At 70.5% G+C, this 24,558-nt stretch carries 18 protein-coding genes and 9 pseudogenes; 12 read left to right on the forward strand and 15 right to left on the reverse strand.

The window, feature by feature from the left end:
- Positions 1–5: 5 nt before the first annotated feature.
- From ACQKM2_RS26500 to ACQKM2_RS26510, 3 genes and pseudogenes are all read right to left on the reverse strand, one after another.
- A complete protein-coding gene (locus ACQKM2_RS26500; RefSeq protein ID WP_427714038.1) occupies positions 6–1,961 on the reverse strand; it encodes a helix-turn-helix domain-containing protein in 1,956 nt (651 codons plus the stop codon).
- 16 nt (positions 1,962–1,977) lie between these two features.
- Complete coding sequence (locus ACQKM2_RS26505) at positions 1,978–3,333, reverse strand: MFS transporter (protein WP_427714082.1); 1,356 nt, start codon at positions 3,331–3,333, stop codon at positions 1,978–1,980.
- A 429-nt stretch (positions 3,334–3,762) separates the two neighbouring features.
- Positions 3,763–4,503, reverse strand: a pseudogene (locus ACQKM2_RS26510) (ATP-binding cassette domain-containing protein); the annotation flags it as partial.
- On the opposite strand from ACQKM2_RS26510, the pseudogene ACQKM2_RS26515 reads away from it, so the two are divergent.
- Both ACQKM2_RS26515 and ACQKM2_RS26520 read left to right on the forward strand, forming a co-directional pair.
- A pseudogene (locus tag ACQKM2_RS26515) lies at positions 4,463–4,615 on the forward strand (TOBE domain-containing protein); the annotation flags it as partial. The pseudogenes ACQKM2_RS26510 and ACQKM2_RS26515 sit on opposite strands and share 41 nt — an antisense overlap.
- Positions 4,616–5,187: 572 nt before the next feature.
- On the forward strand, positions 5,188–5,496 hold the full coding sequence (locus tag ACQKM2_RS26520; RefSeq protein WP_427714041.1) for a hypothetical protein: 309 nt from the start codon (positions 5,188–5,190) through the stop codon (positions 5,494–5,496).
- Between the two features lie 322 nt (positions 5,497–5,818).
- Here the strand turns inward: ACQKM2_RS26520 and ACQKM2_RS26525 are convergent, their stop codons facing one another.
- Entirely contained in the window at positions 5,819–6,550 is a 732-nt protein-coding gene (locus ACQKM2_RS26525) for a MerR family transcriptional regulator (protein ID WP_427714043.1), read from the reverse strand.
- A 54-nt stretch (positions 6,551–6,604) separates the two neighbouring features.
- Between ACQKM2_RS26525 and ACQKM2_RS26530 the strand changes: the two genes are divergently transcribed.
- The 4 genes and pseudogenes from ACQKM2_RS26530 to ACQKM2_RS26545 form a co-directional block, all read left to right on the forward strand.
- A complete protein-coding gene (locus ACQKM2_RS26530) occupies positions 6,605–6,913 on the forward strand; it encodes a hypothetical protein (RefSeq protein WP_427714045.1) in 309 nt (102 codons plus the stop codon).
- 723 nt (positions 6,914–7,636) lie between these two features.
- A complete protein-coding gene (locus ACQKM2_RS26535; RefSeq protein ID WP_427714047.1) occupies positions 7,637–8,443 on the forward strand; it encodes an SDR family NAD(P)-dependent oxidoreductase in 807 nt (268 codons plus the stop codon).
- 135 nt (positions 8,444–8,578) lie between these two features.
- Complete coding sequence (locus ACQKM2_RS26540) at positions 8,579–9,364, forward strand: GNAT family N-acetyltransferase (RefSeq protein WP_427714050.1); 786 nt, start codon at positions 8,579–8,581, stop codon at positions 9,362–9,364.
- Between the two features lie 112 nt (positions 9,365–9,476).
- A pseudogene (locus ACQKM2_RS26545) lies at positions 9,477–10,140 on the forward strand (sensor histidine kinase KdpD); the annotation flags it as partial.
- Between the two features lie 32 nt (positions 10,141–10,172).
- Here the strand turns inward: ACQKM2_RS26545 and ACQKM2_RS26550 are convergent.
- From ACQKM2_RS26550 to ACQKM2_RS26585, 8 genes and pseudogenes are all read right to left on the reverse strand, one after another.
- Positions 10,173–11,270: a hypothetical protein gene (locus ACQKM2_RS26550; RefSeq protein ID WP_427714053.1), complete on the reverse strand. Its 1,098-nt coding sequence runs from the start codon at positions 11,268–11,270 to the stop codon at positions 10,173–10,175.
- 44 nt (positions 11,271–11,314) lie between these two features.
- Complete coding sequence (locus ACQKM2_RS26555; protein ID WP_427714055.1) at positions 11,315–11,824, reverse strand: hypothetical protein; 510 nt, start codon at positions 11,822–11,824, stop codon at positions 11,315–11,317.
- A gap of 192 nt (positions 11,825–12,016) precedes the next feature.
- Entirely contained in the window at positions 12,017–12,553 is a 537-nt protein-coding gene (locus ACQKM2_RS26560; protein WP_427714058.1) for a hypothetical protein, read from the reverse strand.
- Entirely contained in the window at positions 12,550–14,610 is a 2,061-nt protein-coding gene (locus ACQKM2_RS26565) for a hypothetical protein (RefSeq protein ID WP_427714060.1), read from the reverse strand. The genes ACQKM2_RS26560 and ACQKM2_RS26565 overlap by 4 nt, the downstream gene beginning before the upstream one ends.
- Positions 14,610–15,053, reverse strand: a complete 444-nt coding sequence (locus ACQKM2_RS26570; RefSeq protein WP_427714061.1) for a hypothetical protein — start codon at positions 15,051–15,053, stop codon at positions 14,610–14,612. The genes ACQKM2_RS26565 and ACQKM2_RS26570 overlap by 1 nt, the downstream gene beginning before the upstream one ends.
- A gap of 90 nt (positions 15,054–15,143) precedes the next feature.
- Positions 15,144–16,723: pseudogene (locus tag ACQKM2_RS26575) on the reverse strand (ATP-binding protein); the annotation flags it as partial.
- A gap of 372 nt (positions 16,724–17,095) precedes the next feature.
- Positions 17,096–17,770: pseudogene (locus ACQKM2_RS26580) on the reverse strand (DNA cytosine methyltransferase); the annotation flags it as partial.
- A 14-nt stretch (positions 17,771–17,784) separates the two neighbouring features.
- A pseudogene (locus ACQKM2_RS26585) lies at positions 17,785–18,129 on the reverse strand (hypothetical protein); the annotation flags it as partial.
- A 269-nt stretch (positions 18,130–18,398) separates the two neighbouring features.
- Between ACQKM2_RS26585 and ACQKM2_RS26590 the strand changes: the two are divergent.
- Both ACQKM2_RS26590 and ACQKM2_RS26595 read left to right on the forward strand, forming a co-directional pair.
- Positions 18,399–18,614, forward strand: a complete 216-nt coding sequence (locus ACQKM2_RS26590; protein WP_427714064.1) for a hypothetical protein — start codon at positions 18,399–18,401, stop codon at positions 18,612–18,614.
- Positions 18,615–18,863: 249 nt separating this feature from the next.
- Positions 18,864–19,607, forward strand: a complete 744-nt coding sequence (locus ACQKM2_RS26595) for a hypothetical protein (protein ID WP_427714066.1) — start codon at positions 18,864–18,866, stop codon at positions 19,605–19,607.
- Between the two features lie 926 nt (positions 19,608–20,533).
- Here ACQKM2_RS26595 and ACQKM2_RS26600 read toward each other — a convergent pair.
- From ACQKM2_RS26600 to ACQKM2_RS26610, 3 genes and pseudogenes are all read right to left on the reverse strand, one after another.
- Positions 20,534–20,902: a hypothetical protein gene (locus ACQKM2_RS26600; protein WP_427714068.1), complete on the reverse strand. Its 369-nt coding sequence runs from the start codon at positions 20,900–20,902 to the stop codon at positions 20,534–20,536.
- A 157-nt stretch (positions 20,903–21,059) separates the two neighbouring features.
- Positions 21,060–21,518, reverse strand: coding sequence for an XF1762 family protein (locus tag ACQKM2_RS26605; protein ID WP_427714071.1), 459 nt, complete (start codon positions 21,516–21,518; stop codon positions 21,060–21,062).
- A pseudogene (locus tag ACQKM2_RS26610) lies at positions 21,515–22,258 on the reverse strand (type IV secretory system conjugative DNA transfer family protein); the annotation flags it as partial. The pseudogene ACQKM2_RS26610 and the gene ACQKM2_RS26605, both read right to left, overlap by 4 nt.
- A gap of 18 nt (positions 22,259–22,276) precedes the next feature.
- Between ACQKM2_RS26610 and ACQKM2_RS26615 the strand changes: the two are divergent.
- From ACQKM2_RS26615 to ACQKM2_RS26630, 4 genes and pseudogenes are all read left to right on the forward strand, one after another.
- A pseudogene (locus ACQKM2_RS26615) lies at positions 22,277–22,507 on the forward strand (hypothetical protein); the annotation flags it as partial.
- Between the two features lie 379 nt (positions 22,508–22,886).
- Positions 22,887–23,336, forward strand: a complete 450-nt coding sequence (locus ACQKM2_RS26620) for a tyrosine-type recombinase/integrase (RefSeq protein WP_427714084.1) — start codon at positions 22,887–22,889, stop codon at positions 23,334–23,336.
- Positions 23,337–23,907: 571 nt separating this feature from the next.
- Positions 23,908–24,270 (forward strand): hypothetical protein, encoded by a 363-nt coding sequence (locus tag ACQKM2_RS26625; protein ID WP_427714074.1) that lies wholly within the window; start codon positions 23,908–23,910, stop codon positions 24,268–24,270.
- Between the two features lie 19 nt (positions 24,271–24,289).
- Positions 24,290–24,558, forward strand: a pseudogene (locus ACQKM2_RS26630) (hypothetical protein); the annotation flags it as partial.

Raw genomic sequence — 24,558 nt, forward strand, 5'->3', positions numbered from 1 at the left:
CGTGATCAGGACGAAGCCGGCCCCGGCGCCGCCGGTGCCGCCGGAGTCCCTGGTGCCCCCGGAGTCCCAGGAGTCCCCGGAGCCGACACCTGGTGCAGGCGCAGGGCGAGTTGGAGCTCCAGGGAGCGGTCCGGGGACTGCCAGTCGGGGCCGAGGAGCCGGCCGATGCGGTCGAGGCGCTGCACCACGGTGTTCACGTGGACGTGCAGGACCTCCCTCGCCCGCGCCTGGCTCATGCCCGTCGCGAAGTAGACCCGCAGCGTCCCCACGAGGTCGCTGCCGCGCCGGGCGTCGTAGTCCAGCACCGGCCCGAGCACGGTCCGCACGAAGCCCGGCAGGTCGGCCCGGTCGCCCAGCAGCACCCCGAGGAACCCGAGGTCCGCCAGCGTGCTCCCGTCACCGGCCCGGCCCAGCGCCCGCAGCGTCGACAGGCAGCGCAGCGCCTCCGCGTGCGCGGCGTGCAGCCCGCCCGCGCCGCCGCCGGCCCGCGCCGCACCCACCGTGACCGGTGCGCCCACGCTCCGCCCGAGGGCCGCGGCGAGCCGGGCCGCGTCGGCGCCGGCCGCCTCCGAGGGGGCCAGCAGCACCGCGTGGTCGTGGTGGACCCCGGCCAGCCCGCGGCGCTCGCGGGCGTGGTGCGCGGCGGCCGCCAGCAGCCGCGGCCGGGGAACGGTGTCGCCGTGCAGGACGAACAGGCCGTGCGGCCGGGCCAGGTCCACGCCCAGCCGGCCGGCCCGCACGGCCAGGCTCCCCGGATCGGCGGACGGGCTCAGCAGGTCCCCGAGCAGCTCCCCGCGGATCCGGTCCTCGGTCTGCGCCACCGAACGGCCCAGGAGCAGCAGCAGGGCGGTGACCGTCGCCGCACGCTCGAACAGGCGCCGCCCGGCCTCGTCCAGACCCGGGCGGCCGGTCAGCGTGATGCTGCCCAGGAGTTCGGGACCCGCCAGCACCGCGCACACCCAGGTGCCCCCCTCCGCGACGGCCCGGCCGCCGGACCGGGACGCGGCCACGGCCCCGGCCGGCGGCGGGCAGGGCCCGGCCTGCGCGCGGGCCAGCTCCCTGCCCTCGGGGTCGTGGACCAGGGTGCCGCCCTCCAGCAGCGCGCCGATCGCGGCCGCCACCTCGGCGACGTCGCCGCCGCGCAGCACGAGTCCGGTCAGCCGGTCGTGCGCCCGCTCGGCCCGGCGCAGCGCGTCGCTGTTCTCCTGGATGGTCCGGGACGCGGCGCCCAGTTCGGCCAGGGCCCGGCGGGTCTCCTCCAGCAGCCGGGCCCCGTCGATGGCGATGGCGGCGTGGTCGGCCAGCGAGGACAGCAGCGCCACCTCGCGCGGGCTGAACTCGCGCGGACTGCGGTCGGCCGCGAAGAGCACCCCGATCACCTTCGGCCCCAGCCGCAGCGGGACGCCGAGGATGGCGTGCAGGTCCTCCTCGCCGACCGCGCCGTCGATGGGGCCGGTGTGCCGGAAGCGCGGATCGCGCTGGTAGTCGCCCGTGGCGTACGGGCGGGCCGTCTGCGCGACGAGCCCGCCCAGCCCCTCGCCCATCCCCAGCCGCAGCTGCTGGAAGGCGGCCGACACCGAGCCCTCGGTCACCCGCATGAAGGTGTCGCCCGCCGCCTCGTCGATCAGCGACAGGTACGTGACGTCCGTGTGCAGCAGCTGCTTGGCGCGGTGCGTGATGGCCCGCAGCACCGCGTCCAGGTCGCGCAGCGCGGCCAGGTCCCCGGCGGTGTCGAACAGCGCGGTCAGCTCCGCCTCGCGGGTGCGGTGCCGGCCCAGCGTCCGGTGGACCTCCAGCGCAACCCCCGACGCCTCCTCCAGGGCGGCCAGTTCGGCCCCGGAGGCCCCGGCGGCGCGCGCGGCCGCCGCGGGCCGCGCGAACTCCTCCGCCGGGGCCCCCTGGGCCAGCAGTCCGAGCAGCTCCCGTATGCCTTCGGTCACGGTGGTCACGCCGGTGAGCATACGGGCGCGGCTCCGTTCAGCCCTTGACGGGAACGGGCGCGGCCGCAGGAGCGGCCCGGTCGAGGCTGCGGCCGCGGGTCTCCCGGGCGACGAGCGCGGTCACCGTCGTGATCAGCGCCGCCGCGCAGAGGTAGACGGAGACCGGCACGGAGGACCCGTACTCCTTGAGCAGCTCCACCGCGATGATCGGCGCGAGGGCGCCGCCGATGATGGAGGCGACCTGCGAGCCCATGGAAGCCCCCGAGTAGCGGACGCGGGTGTCGAACATCTCCGAGATGAACGCCGCCTGCGGCCCGTACATCGCACCGTGCAGCAGCAGCCCGGCCGTCACGGCGGCGGCGATCACCGGGAAGGACCGCGAGTCCAGCAGGGCGAAGAAGGCGAAGGCCCAGCCGGCCATCCCGACCGATCCGACGAGGGTCACGGCCCTCCGCCCGATCCGGTCGGACAGCGCGCCCCACAGCGGGATCGTCACGAAGTGCACCGCCGAACCGATCAGCACGGCGTTCAGCGCGTCCCCCTTGGGCAGGTGCAGGTGCACGGTCACGTACACCAGCAGGAACGCCGTCAGCACGTAATAGGAGACGTTCTCCCCGAGCCGCACCCCGATCGCGGTGAGCACCCCGCGCCGGCCCGACCGCAGCACCTCCACCACCGGCGGGCGCTGCCGCACCCCGGCAGCCTCCTCGGCCTCGGCCCGGGCCCGCGCCTCCAGGAACGCCGGCGACTCCGACACCGAGACCCGTATCCACAGCCCGACCACCACCAGCACCCCCGACAGCAGGAACGGCACCCGCCACCCCCACGCCAGGAACGCCTCGTCGGACTGGACGGCCGCCAGCAGCGCGAGCACCCCGGTGGCCAGCAGGTTCCCGCCGGGCGCACCGGCCTGCGGCCAGGACGCCCAGAACCCCCGGTGCCGCTCGTCCCCGTGCTCGGCGACGAGCAGCACCGCCCCGCCCCACTCACCCCCGAGCGCGAACCCCTGCACCAGCCGCAACACGGTCAACAGCACGGGCGCGGCCCCGCCGACGGCGGCGTGCGTCGGCAGCAACCCGATGGCGAAGGTGGCCCCGCCCATCAACAACAGGCTCACCACGAGCAGCCGCTTCCGCCCGATCCGGTCCCCGAAGTGCCCGAACACCACCCCGCCGATCGGCCGCGCGGCGAAGCCGACGGCGTAGGTGAGGAACGAGAGGAGGGTTCCGACGAGGGGATCGCTGGCGGGAAAGAACAGCGTGTTGAACACCAGGGCGGCGGCGGAGCCGTAGAGGAAGAAGTCGTACCACTCGATGGTGGTCCCGACGAGGCTCGCGGCGACGATCCTGCGTATGCCGGACGGGCTCGTTCTGCTCGCTGCGGGGGAGACCATGTGCACCACTTCCAGGGGGTCAGCGGGGACGTCGACTGTGGCCACAACGTAGAAGTCCCCAGGTCAGCGTCATATGTGGCGGACCATCACATTCACAGCCCGGCTTGTGTGCCGCACCACCACACGACCACCGCTGGCTCATTTTCGCCCCCGGAGGAACCCCCTCCGCATGGCGCCGGATTTGCAGCATTCCGCACGTTTTGGAAGGGCGGTGCTGACTCCCGTGCTGGTTCGGTGCTGACCAAAAGCCCACGTCATCCCACCTTGCAGCCCGTCCCGTGCTGGTTCGGTGCTGGTTACGCAGCGTCGAACTCCGGCATTCGACGCGGATCGGGTCTGAGGCCTTGCAGCTTGAAGGTGACCGGCAGGTGCTCAGGGGAGGTGTTCCGATCGCGTCGGCATGTGCGTCCACGGCGCGTGTGGCGGCGATGGCCAATCGGACCCGGGTCTGCTGTTCGGACGCCACCTCTCGACCCGTGAGGGAGCCGGTGGGGAGGTGGCCGGCTCGCGGGAAGCGGCACTGCCGAGTGCTGTGCGGGGCCCGGTATCGGCGGGCGGCCGAGCGTCCGCGCCACCCAGGGTGATCGCGGATTGCGGGTGACCTCCGTCGGCGGTGCGTCCTGCAGGGTGCGGCCGTGGGCCAGTACGAGGAGTCGATCGGCCGGCGACACGGCCTCGACCGGGTCGTGCGTGACGATCAGGCAGACCCCGCCGAAGGGAGCCAGGTGCGTGTGCAGGGTGTGACGGACTTGCGGCCGGCGAGGTGGCCGACGCCGAGCCGGTGGAGCCGTACCTTCGCCCACCCGCGTGGCTCCTCACGTGACACGCCGCGGGCGCAGAGCCCGCAGGCGTCGTTGGTCAGTGCCGCCAGGTGCGGGAACCGCGCGCCGTCCTGCGGCACCCACGCCACCCCGCGGCGGTGCGGTGGCATCGCCATCACGTCGTCGTCGCCGAGCCGGAGTTCGGCGTGGGCGCGCGGGGTGAGGCCAAGCAGAGGGCGCAGCAGGGTGGTCTTTCCGTCCCCGTCCTCACCGGCCACGGCGATGGTGGTGCCCGGCTCGGAGTCCAGGGTGAGCTGGTTGAAGAGTTGAAGCCGGTGACGTCGGCGTGCAGAGCCCAGCGGCCGGCCGGTGGCGCCATGGGCTCGGTCAAGGTGTCCGTCGCGGGCGGCGAGCTGACCGCCGCGATCACCAAGGACGCCGTCGAGGCCCTCGGCCTGGCCTCGGGCACCTCCGTCGTCGCCCTGATCAAGGCCACCGAGGTCTCCCTCGCCGGCGCCTGACCCTTCCCGCACAACCAAGGTCGCGCACCATGAACGGTGCGCGGCAGCGGCCTGCCAGGCGGCGAGCTCACAGCTGCGGAAAGCGATTGGTGAGCGGATCGGAGCGCCGAAGCAACCCGCTCGGCGGAGCCTCGAAACGACCTGAGCCGATAGTCGTGCCCATGTCTGCCGTGTTCGTCACCGCTCCGTCGATCTCAGGCGCTGACCGCGTCTTCGCGCCCGATGATCCGCGTCGCCCCCCTTCCGTGTCCTGGGTGCAGGCCCGGCTCCTCGCACACCGGGCTCCCGGACCGTTGGCTCCTCGCACTGCGCCCCTGGCTGCCGCCCCAGGGCTGACCTTGGCGCACCGGCTCACCGCGATGCAGCCGCTCCCGGCCTTCGACACGGCTGCGATGGGCCTGCCAGAAGGCTGCACCGTTGTCCGGGGCGTCTCCGTCTCCGAACGTACTGGTGACCAGCAGCCCCCTGCCCTCGCCACCCTCGGCTCCGCCATCGTCCCGGCCCTGTTGTGGGCCTGAGCCCGCGACGAACGCTGTCTGGCATGATCGTTCCTGTGGAAGCAGGAGGGTGACTTGGGATTCGGCCTGTACGTCGCGGTACCCGTCGGTCTGATGGCGCTGTTGCTGGCTGCCTCCGGGCTGGCGACGCTCAGCCGAGGCTGGCTGCTGCTCCGGCAGCGCCGGCACATTGTCCGCCCGCGCCTGTTCGGCTGGGCCCAGCTCCTGATCGCCGCCGCATTGGGCGTGCAGCTCATCGGTCTCCTGGTGATCGATCCCGTCTACCGCCCGGTCGTCGTCATGCCGGGCTCCGTAGCACTCCTCTTCGGTTTGGTACTGACCACGCGCGCCCAGAGATCGCCGCGTGATCGCCAAGGCGACTGACGCGTCGGCGCTCCGGCTGCCGTGGCCTGCAGCGGGCCGGCGCGCTGTGTGAAAACCCATCGGAGCTTCTGGGCGGCACCCTTGAGCCCGGGTCCGGTGACGGGCGTCCCTACGGCGTCAGCACCCGGCCGGCCTCGGTGCGAGCCCCCTGGTCGGGGCGGGTTACTGCAGACCGGAGACCTTGAACACGGTGTGGGCCGTACTGAGGCGGGGGCGTGCTGTCAGTCTGCCGCGGAGCGGGTTCACCACCAGGGTGAAGGCCGCCGTGGTGGCGGCCGGTTGACCCGGGCGCGGGTCGGCGGAGGTGTCCCCGCAGATCGGATCACACCCCCAGTTGCCCGCGGATGAGTGTGTCGAGTCGCTGCCACGCCGGGGACGAGGCGTTCACTGTGCCCTGGATGAGGGCGGGGATCTCCGAGGTTCCCTCCAGCCCGGGTAGCGGGTCGGGTCCGTAGCGCTCCCGGCTAGCCCTGGCGATTCGGCGGGCGAGGTCGTCAATGCGTGGATCGTCGGCGTCGAGGTCATGCGCGTGGTCGTAGTCGAGGTAGAGCTGCCGTAGGGCGGTGTCGGCCATGGTCTCGGCCTGGTCGTGGAACAGCGTGACCGCGCGGTCCGGGTGGGTGGCGAACACGAGGATCCACAGGTCGCGTTGCAGGGCCTCCCATCGAGGCGTGAATCCCCATTCGGCCAGGCGCTCCAGATGGGCTCCGACTTCGGCGGGCAGCGGGGCCAGATGCCCGGCTGCGAGTTGTCGCAGGCGCCCTTGCGCTGCCCGCAGGCCGCGGATGCGGATGGTGAGCTCGTCGTCGATCTCGCGCAGCGCCTGCTGGAACTCCTCGTCGGTCGCAGATCTCAAGTCCCGGATACGGGCCAGAGGAACACCGGCCTCGGCCAGCGTCCGGACCTTGATCAGGTCGATGGCGTCGTTCGCGTCGTACCGTCGGTAGCCGGACGCGTCGCGGTCGGGCTCCGGGAGCAGCCCCTTGTCGTGATAGACGCGGATGGTCTTGGTCGACACGCCTACGTACCTGGCCAGCTGCCCGATGGTGATCACCTGGCCATTCTCCCGCTTGACCTTTCCCCTGGGGCAGGGTTGCAGCATGGGGTCATGGCGAATACGAACATCGATCGGGAGACCTTGCGCGAGCTGGCCGACGCGGGCAACGAGACCGCGTTGGACCGGTTGGCCGACCTCGCCGATGCGGCCGGCGACCTCGGGGAGCTGAGCGGACTCCTGGACGAGGGATCCATGCATGCTGGGCTTCTGCTCACTCGACGCGCGGCCGCAACCGGTGACCTGCGCGAGCTTCAACGGATCTCCGATGCCGGGTACGACGAGGCCGGCAACGAACTGGAGCGGCTGCTGAAGGCTCCGGCCGAGGGGCGTCGGGAGGGAGGCTCCGACCGGCCGCTGTAATGTCTCGATCCGTTGAGGACGAGGACGAGGACGAGGACGAGGACGAGGACGGCGGGACGGCGGTGGCACTCGATGCCCGCGCTCATCCGAGGGCCGCAGGCAGGGCGCGGGGTGCTCCTCGACCACCAGGTGGCCGACGTCCGGGATGCCGTGCAGACCGGTGTCGAGCACGGTACGGACCGCCGGGGCGAGTCGTCGCGGCGGCAGGAGGATCTCCTGCGCCCCCCGGCCGCCAGCCGGGGGAGCGCACCGCGCGGGGAGGTCCGCCGAGCCGGGTGCGCGCTCGGTGGGCGTGCAGCCGGCGCCATCCACTCCGCCGGCTCCTCACGGCCTGAGTGAGCCGTTCGCCGCGTTCCGGAGCAGGCCGTACGGACCAGGCGACGAAACGGCAGGCAGCCGCCCGATCCGCCGAGGAACGGCCCGCACCTGGGGACCGGCCGAAAGCCGTCAAAACCGCATCAGAGTGACGTCAGAGCCCTTGAACGCTCAGCCGTGCGCACGTTGGATGGATGACGTGAACACCGGACCGCGCTACGACGACCGGCCGCCGAATCCGGTGGCGCCGGGGAAGCGCCCTGTTCACCTGCCGCTGAGCTAGCGCCCGTCGGGCCGAGGGGTGAAGTTTCCCCTGGGCCCCGGAAGCAACTTCACCGCACTTCACCGCACGGCTGTGGCCCGGCTTCCCGGGCCTCGCGCCGCCGTGCCCATCTCCAGGAACCACTCATGCCTTCCTTCCTTTCCGGCCGGACCGTCATGGTCACCGGCGCCACCTCCGGCATCGGCTACGAGACCGCCCGCCTGCTCGCCGAGTGCGGCGCGACCGTGCTGCTTCACGGCCGTACCCCGGAGGAGGCCCGGGCAGCGGTCACCCGGCTCATCGCGACCGCGGATGTCGATGCCGAGCTCCTGCGCCCGTGCGCGGCGGACTTCGCGCACCTCGACGAGGTCGAGCGGCTCGCCAACCGTGTCATCGCCGGGCACCCGCACCTCGACGTCCTGGTCAACAACGCCGCTGTCGCCGCCCCCGAGCGCCACACGGTCACCGATGACGGCAACGAGCTGTCCTTCCAGGTGAACTTCCTCGCCCACTACCTGCTCACCCATCTGCTCGAACCGGCGCTCACCACCGACCCGGGCGGCCGGGTCGTCAACGTCTCGTCCTCGATGCACCGCTCCGCGTCGATCTCGTGGAACGATCCCAACCGCACGCGCAGGTACTCGAGCCTCGCGGCCTACGCCCAGTCGCGGCTCGCCCTTACCGTCTTCGCCGCGGACCCCCGCGTCACCGCGGTCTCCGTCGACCCGGGCGTCTGTGAGACCGCCCTGCGGCCGCTCTACGGACACGAGGGCGCGACGCCCGCCTCGGGGGCCGCCCACGTCGCACGGCTCTGCGACCCGGCGCTGGAGATCGTCAACGGCGCCTACTACGACCGGAGCACGCGCAAGGACGCGGCCCCCGGGGCGACCGAGGAGCACACGGTCAAGAGGCTGAGCAAGCTCGCCGACCTGCTGGTCGGTCACTCCTCCTGAAGCGCGGAACCCAAGACCACCCCGGCCGCCAGGCCGGCCGGCGCTGACGCTCACGGCGCCGGTTACCCGCGGGGGCGGCCCGCCGTCCAGGGCCGCCCCCGCCTCTGCGTCCCTTGAACCGAGGCGGCATCCGTCGTGATCGAGCTCCCTCCTTTCAGTCCTCCCGCTCTCGCCCGCTGGTTTCCCGGCGGGGCCGCGGGCGTCGCGGCTCTGCCCGAGCACGTCCTCGCCACCGGCAACGGCCGCTGGTGGGCCGACCGCGCCCCCGATCCGCGGGTGGTGGCGGTCTCCAGCGGGGACCACGTTCTGCTCCGTGGGGACCCGGGCGCGCTGTCGCCCGATTCGCTCGCTCCTTTCGCAGACCGCTACGTCGAGGCACCGGCTCGCTTCCTGCCCCGCCTCGGCGGTGCCTTCGCCCGCGTGGACCCGTGGGAGCGCATGGTCTACGTGCACCGGGAGCCCGCCATGGCCGCCCGCCCGGCACCCGGGGTCACGGTCCGCCGGCTGACCCCGCGCGACGCGTCGGCTCTCGTCGCCCTCGGCCCCGGAGCGGCCTGGATCCACAAGACTTGGGGCGGCCCGGAGCGGCTCGCCGCCTCCGGTCTCGCCTGGGGTGCCTTCCACCGCGGGCGTGCCCTCTCGCTGGCATGCACCTACTTCCTCGGCACCGGCCACGAGGACGTCGCAGCCCTGGCCGACCCCGGCCACCGCAGGCAGCACCTCGCACTGGCCTGCGTCACCGCCCTGTGTGCGGACATCGCCGCCCGCGGCCGCACACCGAGCTGGACCTGCTCCCGCGACAACCGCCCCAGCCGCCTCCTGGCCTGGTCGGCAGGCTTCCGCCTGACGCGCGAATACGTCCACTACGCCACCGGTCCGGCTCGCCGTCAGATGCTCAGCAGGCAGGCGGAGGCCGCCTGACCGCGCGTGCCTGACAGGCCGGGCGGCACGAGGTGGAGGGCGCGAGCGGTCTGGTGGGCGCACCATGGAAGGAGCAGGCGAGCGGCGTAAGGGCTGGGCAGGAGCCCGTTTCATGGCGCGTGGACGATTGCGGATCTACCTCGGGGCCGCCCCGGGGGTGGGGAAGACGTACGCCATGCTCCAGGAGGGCCGGCGCTTGGCCGCGGCCGGCGCCGATGTGGTCGTCGGTTTCGTGGAGCCTCACGGGCGACGGCCGACTGCCGCTCTTGCCGAGGGTCTGGAGACCGTTCCCCGGCGTGCCATGGAGTACCGCGGGGCGACGTTCACCGAGATGGACCTGGACGGGTTGCTCGCCCGCCGCCCGCAGACCGCCCTGGTCGACGAGCTCGCGCACACGAACGTCCCCGGCGCCCGTCATGCCAACCGGTGTCCCGCAGCGGGAGCCCCTGCCCGACGAGGTGGCACGCCGCGCGGACCAGATCGAACTGGTCGACCTGCCGCGGGAGCTGCTGCGGCGGCGCATGCTCCACGGTGACATCTACCCCTCGGAGCGCATCGAGGCCGCCCTCACCCACTACTTCCGCGTCGGCAACCTCACCGCCCTACGGGAACTTGCCCTGCTGTGGCTCGCAAACCGAGTGGAGGAGGGCCTGTAGCGCCACCGCGCCGAACACGGCATCACCACTCCCTGGGAGACCCGCGAGCGCATCATGGTGGCCCTCACCGGCGGCGCGGAGGGCGGCATACTGATCCGCCGCGCCGCCCGCGTCACGGCCCTGGCCCTCCTCACCCCCCCGTAGGCGGGGGGTCAGTGACCGGCGGACCGGTCGGACCGGCGGACGTCGACCCCGAAGTGGCCCAGCAGGCCGAACAGAGCGGCCTGATCGGGGACGCCGGCCGGATCCCGGGCGACCCGCTTCGGGCTCGTGCCCCTGGCGTGTACGACGAACCCCGTCCGCGCGTCCGCGGGCGGGACCAGCTCGACGTGGTCGATGGCGCTCCAGGACAGGTGCCTGCTGAACCTGACCAGGAGGATCCAGTCGTAGAGGAGCAGCCCGTCCGGTGTGACGGCGACCGTCCTGAAGTCCACGGCCCGGCCCTCGTGCAGACGTGTCAGCATCCGGGGAAGCCGTGCCTGCGCGATCATCGGATCCACCAGGCGGGCGAAACTCGCGAGTTCGTTCCGTTCGTCGGAGGGAGCGAAGGCCGCCATCCGGTGGCGGCTCCCCCGGTACCGGAGCCGGTAGACGTATCCGGGCCGGCCGTCCTTCCGCGGCAGGAGGGTGGTGCCGTGCTCGAACCTCTCGACCTCCTGCCACCTGACGAGGAAGGTCCTGCCGCGCCCCGGACGCCCCATCGCGCGCAGTCCGTGGAAGAAGACGGCGCCGTGCTCGTGGACGTATATGGTCTCGTCCGGCACGGAGAACACACCGAGGCGCGCGCCGAGTGAGGCTTCGGCGGCCAGCTCTTCGGCGACCGGCGTCATGTGGTCCTGGCCGTGCGCGTGGAGGAACCGTGCCGTGGCCTTCGCCGAGGTGAGCAGCACTCCGCTCAGCGCCAGAGCGCACACCCCCGCGAAGCCGGCCATGTTCGTCAGCCACTGCCCCATCGCCGGCGAATCGCCGGAGGGCCGTTGGGCGAGTCCTCCGGCGACTCCGAGGGCGGCCGTCCCCAGGACGATGAAGTAGATCCTTTCCGCCCGGGGCTGGGCATCGCCGAGGCCCCGGAGCAGTCCGCGGCCGCACCGCAGCAGGTCCACCCCCAGGGCCAGGACGAGGAGGCACCACAGGAAGAGGGCCCAGCCGCCCAGCCACCGGTTCTGCCCCGGGGCTGCGCCGTATGTCCACCACACGATCCACACGGCGCCGAAACCGCCGCACACGATCATGATGGCCCCGGTCGCCACGGCATGACGTCCTGCCGCCGTGGCCATGCCGGGACGGGCGGAGGTCACGAGGGCAGACCGGAAACCCTGAACACGCCGTGAGCCGTCTCTCGGTCGATGCGCTCCGACAGCTCGCACAGGGCGGCCGCGCCGCTCAGCAGGGTGCCGCGCCGGATCGACGTGCGGGCGTCCATGTCGAAGCGGTACCACATCGCGGGGTTCCGGACCATGACGGTCGGGTCGATCTCGACCAGGCCTCCCTCCGTGTCGCGGAGGACCATCCGCTGGGCCACCCCGTCGTACCACCGGACCGAGACGAGGGAGTCGGTGCGCACCGTGTCCTCCACCAGCACTCCGCGCTTGCTCAGCAGCCCCGGACGCACCGAGACCCGAGGCGGAACCAGGATCACGAAGATCAGCCCGGCCAGGCCGGTCCAGAGCAGGCCGCGCGTCACGTCGAGCTGGCCGAGGCACGCGTCCATGGTGAACAGGGCGATGAAGAGGAGGAACGCGACACCGATCGCCGAGCGTTGCTCACCGGCCCAGTGGGTGTCTTGTGCGAAGCCTCGTTCCATGAGGGTCACGCTAGGGCGGGCTGAGACCCTGGTGCGGGACCCTGATGTGCTGCTGATGTGATGGCTACGAGACTTTGACGGGGTCCCCGCCAGACGGGAACCCCGTCGCCGTCAGCGGCCTGGCGGGCTGCTCGAAGACGCCGGCCAGGAGTGGTCGTACTCTGGCGTCCGCGCCTCGCGGTGGGACATGCGTCAGGGAGCGCAGCCCGCCGCCTTCAGGGCCGCCGGGAGGTAGGCCGCGATGAAACGGGCGAGGTCCTGGCGGCGCCGATCAACGTCGGGTGGGCTCTTGTCCACCCATACCTCGACCACGTAGCGGCGTTGCTCGCCTTTGTAGGTGCACTCGTCGTACGCCATCGCCGCGCTGTCGGCGATCCGTGCGTCGCTGCCTATCGCGGCCTTCTGCGGATTCCCGGAGCGCAGCAGGTTGCTGCGCTTGACTTCGAGCGGGTCGACATCGGCGGGCACCAGACTCGCCTGGAAGGTGAGTTCGCGCCGCTTGTCGACCTCCATTGCGCAGCCGGTGATGTCTCCACCGTCCTCGTACGTCTTTCCCTGGTGGAGGGATTCACCGGGCGGCAGCAGCGGCTCCAGCAAAGACGGCCGCACCTCGACGCCGCAGACATCGCCGGGTACCGCGTACGCCTGGCCCTGAGCGCAGCTCGTCGCACCGGTGAGCAGGAGCAGGAGCAGCAGTAGGGGGAGGAGGGCGGTTCGGCGGGGGTTCACTGGTCACCTGCCAGGCCTTGGGCCTTCTGGTTTCCGTCGAAGGCCGCCCCGTTGATCTCGGAGGTGAGCACGTAGCGGCTGTTGCCGCCGCTGGGGTTGACCTTCGCCCATTCGTCGGCGAGTGCCTGGAGCTGTCGTTCCCGGGCCGTGAAGGTCTCTCCGTTCTGACGCGTGGTCTCGGCGTTGATCCGCGCCTGTTCGTCGAGCTGCCACTGGTAGGCGAGGGCATCGATCCCTCGCTGGGCGGCATCGCCGACGACGGGGATGAAGTTCGCGGCTCCGCCGAAGCCGTGGTAGAGCCACTTGGCGTTCCAGGACGCGTCGTCCTTGTCCGTCTTGAGGGCCTCGTAGCGGGCCTCCTCCAGGAAACCCACTGTCGCACCCGACCGGAGCAGGGTCTCCTTCGGGTCGCTCGGGTGATCCGCGTGGATGTCCTTGATCATCTCGTGGTTCATGGCCTCGTTGAGCATGCCGTAGGCGTCTTGGCTGCGGGAGACCTGCTTGCTCACCTCCAGCAGTTGCCTGCGGTCCAGAAGACGGGGGTCGTTCTCGTCATCGGCGAGCGAGCTGGCGGAGTGGTGGACGACGTCGCTGTGCGTGGAGAGGATCTTGGCCATGTCGTCGCGCATCTCGGATGGGAAGTCGTCGCCGCGCTCGGACAGGTACTTCAGGGAGCGGTCCAGGACCTGGCGGTGTTCGTGGGACAGGTCATCGGGGCGGGTGGCGCTGTTCGGGTCGACGCCCGTCGCCGCGGCGACCAGGGCGGCGCCGGTGGCGTCCCAGGCCGTGTTGCCGTCCTTGCTGTCGAGGGGCGTGTCGTCGAAGGTCCGCCGGTCGCCGAGGACGTGCTGGGCGTTGTCGGTGGGCCGGGTGGTGTTGAAGAACTCGGTCGCGGCGTGCGGGCTGCCGGCCAGGGCCTTCATGAAGCCGGTCATGGGGTCGCGGCCGAAGTCCTCGCCGGTGAAGTTCATCTTCGGTACCGGCGGGATGCCGCCGTTCCAGTAGCCGGCGGGGAGCTTCGCCTTCTTCTCGGTGGCTACCAGCGCGTTGCCGTAGTCGTTGAGGAAGCGGTCGTCCCAGTCGCCGTTGCGCATGAGGTTGCTCATGATCTGGTAGCCGTACACCTGGCTGCCCCTGGTCTGGATCCGCTCCTCGCCCAGCCGCACCATGTCCTTCTCCCAGGTGCGCATGGCGGGGCTGTCGGACTGGGTGGCGCCGGCCAGGGTGAGGGAGAGGTTGTGCTGGAAGTCGCCGAGCTTGTCGTGGCGGGAGCGCTGGAGGGTGCCGCCGTCCGAGGGGTCGGCGAGGTCCGCCCAGAAGTCCAGGAGGCCGCGCGGGCCGATGGTGGTGGCGAGCTTCTCCTGGAAGAGCCGGTCGTCCTTGTACCTGGCCAGGTCGGAGTTGAGCTTGTCGAACTCCTCGGGGGTCAAGTCGTCCCCCCTGGTCTTGAGGAGTTTCGCGATCCGGTCGGCGTCCTTCATCGCGTCCGCCGCGCGGTCGCGGTCGTAGTAGGCGGCGTCCGAGAAACCGTACGGGGTCTGGTCGACCAGCATGGTCAGGGCCTGGGCGGCCGTCGTGTCGCTCTCGGTGGCGCCTTGAAGGATGCGCTGGACCTCGTCCCGGAAGGCGGTCGCGTCGGCCTCGGTGTGCTCGGGGACCGTGTGGCCCTTGGCGGCGCGGTCGGGGTGGACGTTCACCGTGACGGTGAAACCGCCGTCCCCGGTCCCCACGGCGGTGAGGTTCTTCTCCAAAGCCCGCGAGATCGCCTCGTTCAGCCGAGCCTTGTAGCCGACGAGTTCGCCGTGGGTGTCGCGAAGGATGTTTCCGATGCTCGTGGCTTCGGTGGCGGCGTCGGCGAACTCCTTGGCCGTCTTGCCGATGAACTCCCTCGTCACGGTGGCGTTCACCCCCGCCCAGTTGGCCTTTGCGGCCTTCCCGCCCATATCGCCGCGGGCATCGGATTCGAGCTCCCACAGCTTGGTGGCCATGGCCGTCCAGTCGGCCACTGCGGTGGACAGCTTGGAGAAGTCCGCGAAGCGCAGTGCGTCCAGGTCCATCAGTGCTGTGCCCTCTCCTCGAAGCCCTGGTTTAACTGGGCGAACTTGAACTGGGTGGCGAGCCAGTGCTCGTCTCCGGCGTGGGCGTTCTTCGTGTAGTCGAGGTGGTTGGATATGTGTGCGCAGGCGTCCAGCAGCGTGCCTACCTGGTCGTGCCACTTGTCCGCGAGCGTCGACAGCGCGGCGCCCAAGGCGAAGTCCTTCTTCAAGGAGGCGGCCGCCTCGTGGGTGCTGGCCTTGGCGTGGTCGCCGTCAGTGCCGAGCCGCTGGCGGAGTCTGAACGCCGCGTCCCCGATCGCCGCCAGATCCTGATGGTCGATCTCCAGATCCCCCTGCGGCCCTGGACCGCCGCGGCCTCCCGGATCGAGCTGATTGAGCCGCATCGACACCTGCCTCTCGGCCGCGGCTGCCTTCAGCTCCGCCCATTCGTCATCGAACGACACGAGACCTCCATGGTGATCGGATGTCCATCGGATCAATGAGGCTAGATCACCGATGAGGAAGCTCCACCCCCGGCGTGCGGGTTTCCGGCCTCAGGAGGCCGGGTCGGGAGCGGCGGGCAGGGAGAGGACCATGGTCAGGCCTCCGCCGGGGGTGTCCTCGGGCGTGAGCGTGCCGTTCATGGCCTCGGTGAGGCCCCGGGCCAGGGCGAGGCCGAGGCCGAGGCCGGCGGTGTTGTCGCGGTCGCCGAGGCGCTGGAACGGCTCGAAGGCGCGCTCACGGTCGGCGGGGTCGATGCCGGGGCCGCGGTCGGCGATCCGGATCTCGACCCGGCCTGACAGTGAGCTGGCCGTCACGAGCACGGGGCGGTCCGCGGGAGCGTGGCGGACGGCGTTGCCGACGAGGTTGGCCAGCACCCGTTCGAGCAGGGGCGGATCGGCTTGCGGCGCGGGTACCGTATCCAGGTTCTGTACGTCGACGGCGGGCCCGGGCGCGGAACGGAGGTCCAGCGAGTCCAGGGCGGCCGGCAGGACTTCTTCGAGGGTGGTGGCCCGCAGTTCCAGGGTGAGGGCGCCGGCCTGCAGGCGGCTGAGGTCGAGCAGGTTCTCCACCAGGCTGTTCAGCCGGTTCAGGGAGACCTCGGCGGAGGCCAGCAGTTCCGCGCGGTCCTCCTCGGAGAAGTCGACGTCCGGAGTGCGCAGCGAGCTGACCGCGGCCAGCGCCCCCGCCAACGGGGTCCGCAGGTCGTGGCTGACGGCGCGCAGCAGGGCCGTGCGCAACCGGTCCGCCGCCTTGATGGGTTCGACCTCGGCGGCGGCCTCGGCCAGCCGGGCCCGCTCCACCGCGGCGCCCACGTGCGCGGCGAAGGCCGCCAGGACACGCCGCTCGGATGAGGGCAGCGGGCGGCCGCGGCCAGTTCGACGCTGTCCATTCCGAAGGTCTCCCGCGTACGTTCCAGCAGTGCCGGAATCGTCTGGTCGCCGCGTACGATGCTGCCGGCCAGCGAGGACATCGTCTCCGCCTCTGCCGTGGCCCGGGCGGCGCGGCGGGAGAGCCGTAGGGACCTGTCCGCGGCCGCGGCGACGGTGGCCGCGACGACGGCGAAGACCGCCAGGGCCAGCACGCTGTCGGGGTCGCTCATGGTGAACTCGCCGACGGGCGGCATGAACCAGTAGTTCAGGAGCAGCGCGGCGGTCAGGGCCGCGATCAGGGCGGAGGCCACTCCGCCGATGCAGGCCACGCCCACCACGGCCACCAGGAAGAGCAGGGCCTCGCTGGTGAGGTTCAGCGTGCCGCGCGCACGGTCGAGGGCGAGGGTGAGCAGTACGGGGAGCAGTACGCCGGCGACCGGTCCGGCGACGAGCCGGGAGGTGGGGAGCGTGCGCCGGCGCGAGGGCAGCAGCCTGCCGCGGCCCGCCCGCTCGTGCGTGACCATGTGGACGTCGATGTCCTCGGACAGCGCCACGACGGTCTCACCGATTCCCCGGCCGGTGAGGAAACGTTCCAGCCGACGGCGGCGGCTCGTACCCAGGATGAGCTGGGTGGCGTTCTCCGCCGTCGCGAAGTCCACCAGCGCGGCGTGTGAGACCCCCGCGGCGAGCCCGTCGCTGCGTGTGACGTGTACGGCGAGCAGCTCGCCGCCCGCGGACCGGCCGGCGATACGCCCTGGCCGGGCTGGCCGGGCATGACACGGAGCGGGTGTGCCTGCGGCAGGAGCACCTCACCGCCCGCGTCCGGGAGGTCTTCGGCGACGAGCTGGACACCACGGTTACGGACTGGGCGTGCTCGCACGGTGACCTCGGCTGGGCCAACGTCACGGCCCCGGAGTTCATCCTGCTGGACTGGGAGAGCTGGGGGGCGGCCCCGGTCGGCTATGACTCTGCGTGCCTGTGGTCGGCATCCCTGGCCGTGTCGGCGCTCGCCGAGCGGGTACTCACCGAGTTCGTCGACGTTCTCGAAACCCGCTCCGGTCGTCTGTCCCGCCTCATGCTCTGTGCCAATGTCGAGCGCGCACATCGTCGTTCGGGCCGGTTGACGCCACTGACCACCCAGGCGCGGACCGCAGCCAAGGAGTTGCTCCGCACGCGCGGCCCGGCCCGAACAGCGAGTCTGGTTCCGCGGCCTGGGCGTGTGTGGGTGTCGGCGGTTCGGCGGTGCGGACGCGGGAGGCGAGCAGAATCGCCCGGCGCCGGGTCTGGGGTACGCCGTAGTCGGCGGCGTTGAGGATCCCGGTCCACACCGAGAACCCCCAAGTGCGCAGGATGACCGCGTACTGGCGCCACAGGGGGAGCACGTCGGGGACTTCCTCCAATGCGATCCACTCCGGCTCGCCGACCGAGTGGAGGGCGTGGAGATAGCGCATCGGCTCGGCGGCCGGCAGGGAACGCGCGTCCTTGCAGGCGGTCAGCAGCTGTACGCGGGTGTCGCGGCCGGCGGCGAGGTCGGCGACGGCCTGGTGGACCAAGGGCTGGTCGACCAGCCCGAGCCGCTTGCCGGCCATCGACCATGCCTGACATGGCGGCGACGCCAAAAAGCCCCAGGTCCGTCCCACCAGCGGCCGGGCCGGATACAGGGCCACGTCGGTGCGGATCGTCAGCTGCCCGGCAGCCGCCCGCGTCCGACACGCCCACTCGTCCCACTCGAGCCCGACCTCGCGTATCCCGAACACCTTCAGAGGGTGGCTCCAGCCCCCCGGACCCGCGAACAGATCCAGAACCAACGGCGGGGAGACGGTCACGAGGCAAGCCCGAAGCCGTCCTGCACCGGCTCCACTTCGGACCCGCGGCAGGACCAGGGCGAGCACCCGCTCTACACGCCCTGTTCCAGCTCCTCCAGATCCGCCTCAGCGGCCTGGGCCTGCTGGGCGGCCCACTCCGCGGCCGTGACGTGGTCGATCGGGGCTTCGCCGAGCGGGACGCGGGAACGGTGGAGGAATGCCTTCCCGAGGAGCCGGTTTCCGCTAGCGTTCGCGCGAGCGTTACCCGCCCGGATCGCCTCATCGAACTTCACCACGTCGTCCCATTCCGCAGGCGAAGTGTCGCGGATGTGCCGCCACTGCGCGTTGCCGTGGAACGGGCAAGTTATTGAGAATCGAGACAGGTTCGTGACCTTTCGTCTGGGGGAGGGAGCGTCCTCCCGGGGTGGTTGAGGGTGTGTGAGCAGGGTGAACACCGTTGGGGGTGATGGCGGTGTGGTCGGGTCTCTACCGTGTGGGTGGAGGCGGCGGCGCTGACGGAGTTCGTTGACTGAGGAGTTGGAGGCGCGAAAGGCGGCAGCCCGTCCCACTGGAGAGGCGCGAGGCTCAGATCGCGGAGCTGACCGCGTGGCTTGAGGGTGAGCGGGAGGCGGTGGAACCCGAGGCGCGGGCGGTGGGGGCGGTCGTGGCGGCGAGCTGGCGGGAGGGGCTGTCGGTGGAGGCGTTGCCTGATCTGTACAGGGACGTCGTCGAGCTCGTCGAGCTCGTCGAGCTCGTCGAGCTCGTCGAGCTCGTCGGGCACGCCGCGAAGCCGATGCGGGCGAAGCGGGCGAAGCAGATCGTGCCCAGGATCGGCCTGCCCACGTGACCGCGAAGATCAAGGGAACGCGAGGGAAGCTGAAGCGACTGGTGGAGCGGGATGGCTGGTAGAGGACCAGCCCGGCCAGTTCGCTCTGACCGCCGCGCGGCGGGTGGGAAGTCGGGCGACCCGGAACAGCCAACATGCGGCCTGAGGGCCTGAGCCTGATCTTCACTAGAGAAGAGCCGCACCCTTTCTCTTTCCCACAGCGTGGACCTATCGTGAGGGCCGCCGGCAGGTTGAGGACAGGGGGCATCCATGAGGCGGGGCAAGCGCATATCGGTCTTAGGCCTGGCCATGGTCACGGTTGGCGTGATTGGGGGCTGCACGGGCGCAAAGCCCGACCATTCTGTGCAGCCGCAGGGAACGGCTTTGGCACCGACCACGACCTCGACCACGCTGTTGGGTGACGAGACGGCCCTGACAGTCGGCGGTGTCCTCACCCACTCGGGTCTGGAAGCGGCGCTACCGAAAGCGGATGAGCTCCCTCCCGGCTGGAATCTACGGAAGGATGACTACGACCTTCCTTGGAAAGGTGACTTGGATGCCTACAGGGGGCGCCAACTGGGGCTGTGCTTCCATGAGAGGGGGATACAGCTTCCTCCCCACGGCGCCTCGTACCATGTGAACACCTCCGCAGGAGATGGAGATGATCAAGGTGCCCATATCGATCTCGGTGTTCTCACCACTGGCGAAATAGCGATGGATAGGTCGCTCACGCTGGCACATCGTGTCGCTCTGGCCCAGGAAAACCTGCGGGCGAGCCGAGCAGAGATCGATTGCCTCAACCCTGTCGACTCCCGCATCGGTGATGGAAGCATCAGCTTTAACTATGAAAACTACTCCTACGTCACCATGTATGTGAGCGGGGTAGAAGTTAAGATCGAGGCGCCTCGTTCCGGTCCCGCGCCAACGGCCGAGGCATGGGCGCGTGTCCTTGAGCAGCGCATCCGGTCGGTCTCAGACGGGAAGACACCCACTGCCCGGATCGCCGGACGCTGAGGCCCGACAACCCCGTATTCCCTAACCCTCTGGGCCAGAGCGCCGCTCGCACAGCGTTGGTGGGTTAATGCCCTTCGCCGGTGGCTGTAGCCCTTTCCTCCGGAAGGGCTACACCCTTCGATGGTTCGACCACCACCTGGCGGGTCAGCTCAGCCGCCGTGACTTCCGGGATCACGGAACTCTGGGCCGAGGCCGAGGCCGAGGCCGATGCGATGCAACGCAATGAGGTGTGTGCCTTCAGCTGGAGATTCTGCACGGATGAGGGCCCGGGCGAGGTGCTTCAGGAGGATGGGACGGGCCTCTACTTGGACGCGGTCTTCGATGTTCGAGTCCAGCCGGGCGTCACCGCGGCGGAGCCCATCGCTCCCCCTGTTGCGCCCGCGGTGTTCGGACGCTTCGAGGCTGACGCCCCGAACGAGTTGTGGACCGGCGATGCCCTGCACGGACCGATGTTCACGGTGCGGATGTGTTCGGACTTCCCTCACTCGGCGAGGAGTCTCTCCCGCCTCGCCAGCCTGGCCCCCCGCCACGAACTCAGAAACCCCAGCACAAGGCCGATCAAGACGAACCACCGCCATGCACCTTCGAGGACAGGCTCAGTCACGGAAGCGACGCTGAGTACCGCATAGAAGACGCAACCGGCAGCGTTCCCCCAGAACCGCACTCCTGGACTGACTCTCACTCTCATGACCCCCCACAGACACAAACGACGCCACCGATGACGATCAGCACAGTAGACGAATGGATCACAGCGCCATCCAACCGGTGACGGCGGCAGCGCCAGACAGCTCACTGACCCCCGACACCTTGCCGACCGACGCGACACCTCGCCGGCGATCGCCCCGCTGGGACCAGACCAGCGGGGCGATTCCACTCTCGCTCTTCGGCACCCTGGATGCCGCGCCTGTCGGGAATTTCAGCGTCGCTCAACAAGCGGGTGGCGCTGGTGGCGGGGTGTTGGGGCCCGGCTTGCCCAGTGCCGTTCGGGTTTCGGCCAGAGCCCGGTGAGCGGCGGCCAGGTGGGTGTGCAGCGTGCTCTGGAGTTCGATGCGGTGCAGGACGGACCGCATGCTCTGGGGCTGGCCGGGTCTGGTCAGCGCGGTGAGCGGGATCAGGGCTTGGGTGTAGTGGGACAGCGTCCGGGTGAGGGGGACAGCGGCGGTGGTGAGGGCTTCGACCTGGTCCCAGGGCAAGGCGGGGACCTCGCATGCCTGCTTGGCGCGATGTACGGCGTCGTCGCTGAACCGGTCGATCAGGTGGCTGATGAGGGAGATGTGCCGGGCGGCGGTGAGCATGCCGGCCGCACCCGGGACGATCGGATGCGTTCGGGAGTCCGTGATGACGGCGTCGACGGCGGCGGACGGGCCGAGGTCGTCAAGATCATGTGGTTCGTACAGGGTGGTGCTCCGGTTTCGGTACGGGGGCCGGGACGGCGCTGTGGTCGGTGAGGCGTCAGGGGGCTTGCCACAGGGTGCGCGCGATGTGTTCCGTGCCGCGCGGGGTGCGGGGCCGGGACGGGATGTGCCAGCCGGGGCGGGGCGCGCGGTGGGCGATCACACGCCATCCCGCCCCGCGCAGCGAGGCACCGGACTCCCCGTCCTGCATGTACGTGATCAACCTGCGGTAGCCGAGGGCTTTCGCCGCCCGCCACGCGGCCCCGTACAAGAGTGAGTTTGCGTTGGCAGCGCCGTCGGTGCAGGTGCGGGTGACTTCCAGGGTCGCCCGGTCGTCGAGGTGCCGGGCGACGGGCCGGCCGACGGTGGCGACGGCGCGCAGGACACCGGCTTCGTCTGCGGCGCCGACGGCGAACACCATGCCCGCCGGCGGCGGATGGTGCCGGTGCCAGGCGGCCACGAAGGCCTTCGCATCGCGGGAGCGCACAGGCGCCACGTGCAGCCGGGGCCCGCTCATGCGGCGGTTCCGAAGTCGGACTGGCGCGGTGCGGCCTTGGCGACAGCTCGGGCGGTGATCGCATTCGAGGCGGCGGCGGAGGCGGCGGCCAACTCATTCGCGCCGGGCTCGAGGTACCAGGGGCGCAGGTCGAGCATGGCGGCCCGCAGGCCGGTGGCGAAGCACAGTGCCGTGCCCTTGGGCAGGGCGCGGATCGCGTCGGCGGGCAGGATGCGTTCCTGCCGCATGCTGATGCTGGTGGACTTGCCCGAGTCGGAGATGCTGGTGGACTTCGTCTCGACGTCGTGGTCGCCGATCAGGCGGGACAGCTTGTCGGCGAAGTCGGGGTCGTCGATGCCGGAGCCGATGACCTTGACGGTGGAGGCGGACCACATGGCGTCCATGTCCGCGTCACCCCAGACTCTCTGGCCCTGCCGGTAGGACTGCAGGATCGTGATCGGGATGATCCCGCGTGAGCCGAGGTGGGAGTACAGGTCGGGGAGGTCCGAGATTTTGCAGACGTTGGCGGCTTCGTCGAGGATCGCCAGCATCGGGGGGTCCAGGCGTCCGCAGGCGCGTTCTGCCTGGGCGGTGGCCGCCCGCATCACGCTGTCCGCGCACGCCGCGATCAGCGCCGAGGCTCCGCCTCCGCCGTCCTTGCTGAGCAGGAACAGCGTGTCGGTGGAGGTGACGAACTCGGAAGGCCGGAACTCGGCCACGCCCTTCTGCGGGGTGACCCAGGCGGCGATCTCGCTGTTGATATAGAACAGCTTGGTTTCATGACGCCACTTGTCGTGGTGTACCGGGAGTTCATCGCTTCCGGAGACCGCGTCAACGGTACGCGCTACCAGTATGAGACCAGCCTCCGTCTGCACATCGAGCCGTACTTTCAGCGCAAGCCGATCGGAGCGGTCAAGCCAAAGGACCTCACGGCCTGGCTGCGGTGGATGGTTGAGGAGCGCGGCTACGAATCGAGCACGGCCGTGAACCGGTATGAGACCCTCAGTGGAGTCTTCAGCTTCGCTGTTGCCAACGACTACATCACCAAGAACCCGTGCCAGCACGTACAGGCTGGCCGGAGGAGAGCCAAGCGGCGGATCAAGAAGACGATCCACCTACCCACGCTGGAGGAGATCGCCGCGCTGGCCGCGCACCTTCCGGGGCCGTACCAACTGCTGGTGTGGCTGATGGCCGGATGCGGGCTTCGTGTCGGTGAGGCGAGCGCGGTGTCCCTCCAGCAGATCGATTTCGAGGACGGGGTCCTCTATGTCGACAGGCAGATCACCCAGGATGGGGAGAACGAGGAACCCAGGACGCGGCGGCAGAGGGCCGCCACCAAGGGGCGGGGGAGGGCCCACTGCATCCGCCATTTGAAGTGGCGTGATCAAGATGAAGGGCGCGCTGTCCCGCATTCCGGCCACGATCGCGGCCAAAATCCGGGAGTATATCGACACATACGGTACTTACCGGGTCGAGGCCGGCCTGAACCGGATCGAGGGCAACTACCTGTTCTCGAATGTGGGCCGCACCAACATCCTCATGTACTCGCTGGTGGACAGGCTCTGGCGGACGGCAAAGAGGGCCGTCGGCATCACCAGGAAGATCACGCCGCACTGGCTCAGGCATTTCTTCGCTTCGGCCGGACTGTCCAAAGGGGTGCCGGTGACTGACATGGCCGAATGGCTTGGGCATCGCGATCCCAAAATCACCTACCAGACGTACGCCCACGTGATGCCTGACGCGCCACAGCGTCTGCGTGTGGTCATGGACTCGGTGTTCGCACTCGACACGGAGCTGTCGCTGCCCTTGTCGTTCGAGGCGCTGGCTGAGGCGGCGTAGACAGAACAGAGGTGCCCACGACTAGTGGCTGGTGCTGCGTGTTGCCGTGCCTTGGCGCCCTCTGCGCTCCCTTGAGGTCCGACCCTCTGTGCAGCAGATGTCGCCGTGGTGGGCGTCGTGCAGTTGGCGCGCCTTGCATATCGGGAGGGTGCGGGCGCCGATTACGCAGGCCGCCGGTCGGCGTCCTGCGACGGGTAACTCGCGGTCTTGACGCTGCTGGCGGGCCCGCTCTGGCGAGGCTGGCACTCAGGGGTTTCACGGGGCCCGGGGTCGTGGGAGACGGGTCCCTGAAGTCCTTGGAGCTGCCCGTTGGTGCCGTCGGCCGTCGACGGGACGAAAGTTGGCGACACCCTCGGAGTCCCGGGTCCTGTACGGCTCGGCATGCTCCCGGTGCGACCCGGCGCACTGGGGCAAGCCGCACGCCGACCGTGCCGCATTGCGCTCCCGCCGAGCGGCGTAAGCGGACTGGCAGGCCTTCCGCAGGCGCACCTAGAGTGCGGTCGTCCCTCCGCTCCGGCCCGCCGTCGGTCGGTGCGTGTGTGGTCCGTTCCTTCACATAAGAGAGCCCGTTATGAAGCGAACCACCGTGCCGTCCGCGCTCGTTTCCCTCGCCGCCGTCCTGTGTCTCATCGCCTCGGCCCCCGCGCAGGCGGCCACGGGAAGTCTCGTGACCCAGGAGCTCGATGCGAACTCGATCCCCCTGGGCACCCAGACCAGCGCCTTCCTCGGTGGGCCAGCCACGTGCGTGCATGTGCCGCACCTGACCGGCGAGACGCACTTCAGGGTCGTCAACCTCACCAGCAAGCCTGCGTCGGTATACCACAGCCCTGACTGTTCGGGGACGCCCTTCGGTCTGGTGCTCACCGGGGGCAGCGGCCTCTTCAGCGACACGCTTCCGGCCGGCGAATCGGTCCGCGTTCCCGGTGGGTTCTGAGCGTCAGGAGGCGGACCGGATGCGTGGTGGCCACGTCGAGGGTGCATCGGCGGAGGTGGTGCGGGTCCTCGGTCCCCATACCGGCCGGGACTGGTCGGTGGCAGCGGGTTCGCTGGAGTGGAGTTGCTGGGAAACGGCGGCGCACATCGGCCACGACCTGCTCGCCTATGCCGGCCAGGTCGCGTCGGGCGCGGCCGACGGCTACCTGCCCTTCGATCTCACCGTCCGCCCCGAGGCCTCACCGGACGAGGTGCTCGCCACGGTCACCGCCTGCGCCCGGCTCCTGGG

It is taken from the genome of Streptomyces sp. NPDC004126 (assembly GCF_050275515.1).
In the GTDB taxonomy this organism is placed as follows: domain Bacteria; phylum Actinomycetota; class Actinomycetes; order Streptomycetales; family Streptomycetaceae; genus Streptomyces.